Raw genomic sequence first — 5,036 nt, forward strand, 5'->3', positions numbered from 1 at the left:
TTTTTGTAAAGCTGAGCCAAGTTTAGGGTTTTCTCAAAACCCAATCAGTATTTAACTGAAGAGTTTGATCATGGCTCAGATTGAACGCTGGCGGCAGGCCTAACACATGCAAGTCGAGCGGTAGAGAAGGAGCTTGCTTCTTCTTGAGAGCGGCGGACGGGTGAGTAATGCCTAGGAATCTGCCTGGTAGTGGGGGACAACGTTTCGAAAGGAACGCTAATACCGCATACGTCCTACGGGAGAAAGTGGGGGATCTTCGGACCTCACGCTATCAGATGAGCCTAGGTCGGATTAGCTTGTAGGTGAGGTAATGGCTCACCTAGGCAACGATCCGTAACTGGTCTGAGAGGATGATCAGTCACACTGGAACTGAGACACGGTCCAGACTCCTACGGGAGGCAGCAGTGGGGAATATTGGACAATGGGCGAAAGCCTGATCCAGCCATGCCGCGTGTGTGAAGAAGGTCTTCGGATTGTAAAGCACTTTAAGTTGGGAGGAAGGGTTGTAGCTTAATACGCTGCAACTTTGACGTTACCAACAGAATAAGCACCGGCTAACTCTGTGCCAGCAGCCGCGGTAATACAGAGGGTGCAAGCGTTAATCGGAATTACTGGGCGTAAAGCGCGCGTAGGCGGCTTGATAAGATGGGTGTGAAATCCCCGGGCTTAACCTGGGAACTGCATCCATAACTGTCTGGCTAGAGTGCAGTAGAGGGTGGTGGAATTTCCTGTGTAGCGGTGAAATGCGTAGATATAGGAAGGAACACCAGTGGCGAAGGCGACCACCTGGACTGACACTGACGCTGAGGTGCGAAAGCGTGGGGAGCAAACAGGATTAGATACCCTGGTAGTCCACGCCGTAAACGATGTCAACTAGCCGTTGGAATCCTTGAGATTTTAGTGGCGCAGCTAACGCACTAAGTTGACCGCCTGGGGAGTACGGTCGCAAGATTAAAACTCAAATGAATTGACGGGGGCCCGCACAAGCGGTGGAGCATGTGGTTTAATTCGAAGCAACGCGAAGAACCTTACCTGGCCTTGACATGCAGAGAACTTTCCAGAGATGGATTGGTGCCTTCGGGAACTCTGACACAGGTGCTGCATGGCTGTCGTCAGCTCGTGTCGTGAGATGTTGGGTTAAGTCCCGTAACGAGCGCAACCCTTGTCCTTAGTTACCAGCACATTATGGTGGGCACTCTAAGGAGACTGCCGGTGACAAACCGGAGGAAGGTGGGGATGACGTCAAGTCATCATGGCCCTTACGGCCAGGGCTACACACGTGCTACAATGGTCGGTACAGAGGGTTGCCAAGCCGCGAGGTGGAGCTAATCCCATAAAACCGATCGTAGTCCGGATTGGAGTCTGCAACTCGACTCCATGAAGTCGGAATCGCTAGTAATCGTGGATCAGAATGCCACGGTGAATACGTTCCCGGGCCTTGTACACACCGCCCGTCACACCATGGGAGTGGGTTGCACCAGAAGTAGCTAGTCTAACCTTCGGGAGGACGGTTACCACGGTGTGATTCATGACTGGGGTGAAGTCGTAACAAGGTAGCCGTAGGGGAACCTGCGGCTGGATCACCTCCTTAATCGACAGATCTCAGCGCTTCTTCAAGCACTCACACGAATTACTTGATTCATAAAGAAAGGCGATTGGGTCTGTAGCTCAGTTGGTTAGAGCGCACCCCTGATAAGGGTGAGGTCGGCAGTTCGAATCTGCCCAGACCCACCAATTGTCGAGGTGTCAGGTCTGAACGGGGCCATAGCTCAGCTGGGAGAGCGCCTGCCTTGCACGCAGGAGGTCAGCGGTTCGATCCCGCTTGGCTCCACCAGGTCGACGCAGTACAACGCCATAGAATGGAACTCAGAGTTCATATATGAACAATCAAATGCTTGATTGTTGATATCTGGTCTCTGAACCAGACGCTCTTTAAAAATTTGGATATGTGATAGAAGTACAGACACATGGCATGTTTCACTGCATGCAATGTGGCTAAGGTAAACTTGTAATCTCAAGTGCAAGTTCCGGAATTGTCGTTAATTCTGTTTTAAACCGATATCACTGAATAATCTGAGTTAAGCAATTAACTTAAGATTGTTTGGGGTTATATGGTCAAGTGAATAAGCGCATACGGTGGATGCCTTGGCAGTCAGAGGCGATGAAAGACGTGATAGCCTGCGAAAAGCTTCGGGGAGGTGGCAAATGACCTTTGATCCGGAGATCTCTGAATGGGGAAACCCACTTAGCATAAGCTAGGTATCACACACTGAATACATAGGTGTGTGAGGCGAACCAGGGGAACTGAAACATCTAAGTACCCTGAGGAAAAGAAATCAACCGAGATTCCCCAAGTAGTGGCGAGCGAACGGGGACCAGCCCTTAAGCAGTTTTGAGTTTAATAGAACGCTCTGGAAAGTGCGGCCATAGTGGGTGATAGCCCCGTATATGAAAAACTCTTAGCTGTGAAATCGAGTAGGTCGGCGCACGTGAAACGTTGACTGAACATGGGGGGACCATCCTCCAAGGCTAAATACTCCTGACTGACCGATAGTGAACCAGTACCGTGAGGGAAAGGCGAAAAGAACCCCTGTGAGGGGAGTGAAATAGAACCTGAAACCGTATGCGTACAAGCAGTGGGAGCAGACTTGTTCTGTGACTGCGTACCTTTTGTATAATGGGTCAGCGACTTATATTCAGTGGCGAGCTTAACCGTCTAGGGGAGGCGTAGGGAAACCGAGTCTTAATAGGGCGTTTAGTCGCTGGGTATAGACCCGAAACCGGGCGATCTATCCATGGGCAGGTTGAAGGTGCCGTAACAGGCACTGGAGGACCGAACCGACTACCGTTGAAAAGTTAGCGGATGACTTGTGGATAGGAGTGAAAGGCTAATCAAGCTCGGAGATAGCTGGTTCTCCTCGAAAGCTATTTAGGTAGCGCCTCGTGTATCACCACTGGGGGTAGAGCACTGTTTCGGCTAGGGGGTCATCCCGACTTACCAAACCGATGCAAACTCCGAATACCAGTGAGTGTCAGCACGGGAGACACACGGCGGGTGCTAACGTCCGTCGTGAAAAGGGAAACAACCCAGACCGTCAGCTAAGGTCCCAAAGTTATGGTTAAGTGGGAAACGATGTGGGAAGGCTTAGACAGCTAGGAGGTTGGCTTAGAAGCAGCCATCCTTTAAAGAAAGCGTAATAGCTCACTAGTCGAGTCGGCCTGCGCGGAAGATGTAACGGGGCTCAAACCATACACCGAAGCTACGGGTTCATCGTAAGATGAGCGGTAGAGGAGCGTTCTGTAAGCCTGTGAAGGTCAATTGAGAAGTTGGCTGGAGGTATCAGAAGTGCGAATGCTGACATGAGTAACGACAAAGGGAGTGAAAAACTCCCTCGCCGGAAGACCAAGGGTTCCTGCGCAACGTTAATCGACGCAGGGTGAGTCGACCCCTAAGGCGAGGCCGAAAGGCGTAGTCGATGGGAAACGGGTTAATATTCCCGTACTTCTAGTTACTGCGATGGAGGGACGGAGAAGGCTAGGCCAGCACGGCGTTGGTTGTCCGTGTTTAAGGTTGTAGGCTGAGTGCTTAGGTAAATCCGGGCGCTTAAGGCCGAGAGCTGATGACGAGTGTTCTTTAGAACGCGAAGTGGTTGATGCCATGCTTCCAGGAAAAGCTTCTAAGCTTCAGGTAACTAGAAATCGTACCCCAAACCGACACAGGTGGTCAGGTAGAGAATACCAAGGCGCTTGAGAGAACTCGGGTGAAGGAACTAGGCAAAATGGCACCGTAACTTCGGGAGAAGGTGCGCCGATGAGGGTGAAGCATTTACTGCGTAAGCCCATGTCGGTCGAAGATACCAGGCCGCTGCAACTGTTTATTAAAAACATAGCACTCTGCAAACACGAAAGTGGACGTATAGGGTGTGACGCCTGCCCGGTGCCGGAAGGTTAATTGATGGGGTTAGCTTCGGCGAAGCTCTTGATCGAAGCCCCGGTAAACGGCGGCCGTAACTATAACGGTCCTAAGGTAGCGAAATTCCTTGTCGGGTAAGTTCCGACCTGCACGAATGGCGTAATGATGGCGGCGCTGTCTCCACCCGAGACTCAGTGAAATTGAAATCGCTGTGAAGATGCAGTGTATCCGCGGCTAGACGGAAAGACCCCGTGAACCTTTACTATAGCTTTGCACTGGACTTTGAATTTGTTTGTGTAGGATAGGTGGGAGGCTTTGAAGCGTGGACGCCAGTCTGCGTGGAGCCAACCTTGAAATACCACCCTGGCAACTTTGAGGTTCTAACTCTGGTCCGTTATCCGGATCGAGGACAGTGTATGGTGGGTAGTTTGACTGGGGCGGTCTCCTCCCAAAGAGTAACGGAGGAGTACGAAGGTGCGCTCAGCACGGTCGGAAATCGTGCGTAGAGTATAAAGGCAAAAGCGCGCTTGACTGCGAGACCAACACGTCGAGCAGGTACGAAAGTAGGTCTTAGTGATCCGGTGGTTCTGTATGGAAGGGCCATCGCTCAACGGATAAAAGGTACTCCGGGGATAACAGGCTGATACCGCCCAAGAGTTCATATCGACGGCGGTGTTTGGCACCTCGATGTCGGCTCATCACATCCTGGGGCTGAAGCCGGTCCCAAGGGTATGGCTGTTCGCCATTTAAAGTGGTACGCGAGCTGGGTTTAGAACGTCGTGAGACAGTTCGGTCCCTATCTGCCGTGGACGTTTGAGATTTGAGAGGGGCTGACCTTAGTACGAGAGGACCGGGTTGGACGAACCTCTGGTGTTCCGGTTGTGTCGCCAGACGCATTGCCGGGTAGCTACGTTCGGAAAAGATAACCGCTGAAAGCATCTAAGCGGGAAACTTGCCTCAAGATGAGATCTCACCGGGAGCTTGACTCCCCTAAAGGGCCGTCGAAGACTACGACGTTGATAGGTTGGGTGTGTAAGCGCTGTGAGGCGTTGAGCTAACCAATACTAATTGCCCGTGTGGCTTGACCATATAACACCCAAGCAATCTGGTGTTATCGAGCCAA

Annotated in this window: 2 tRNA genes and 2 rRNA genes; all 4 read left to right on the plus strand. The window is 51.6% G+C overall.

Annotated elements, in window-relative coordinates:
- Nucleotides 1–52: 52 nt before the first annotated feature.
- The 4 genes from BM116_RS18575 (at nucleotide 53) to BM116_RS18590 (ending at nucleotide 5,002) form a co-directional block, all read left to right on the plus strand.
- Nucleotides 53–1,591, plus strand: a 16S ribosomal RNA gene (locus tag BM116_RS18575).
- A 66-nt stretch (nucleotides 1,592–1,657) separates the two neighbouring features.
- Nucleotides 1,658–1,734: transfer RNA gene (locus BM116_RS18580), tRNA-Ile, on the plus strand.
- Nucleotides 1,735–1,758: 24 nt separating this feature from the next.
- Nucleotides 1,759–1,834, plus strand: a tRNA-Ala gene (locus BM116_RS18585).
- A gap of 279 nt (nucleotides 1,835–2,113) precedes the next feature.
- Nucleotides 2,114–5,002, plus strand: a 23S ribosomal RNA gene (locus BM116_RS18590).
- Together the 16S and 23S rRNA genes with 2 tRNA genes alongside form the textbook arrangement of a ribosomal RNA operon.
- Nucleotides 5,003–5,036: the final 34 nt, after the last annotated feature.

This window comes from Halopseudomonas pachastrellae (genome assembly GCF_900114765.1).
GTDB lineage: Bacteria > Pseudomonadota > Gammaproteobacteria > Pseudomonadales > Pseudomonadaceae > Halopseudomonas > Halopseudomonas pachastrellae.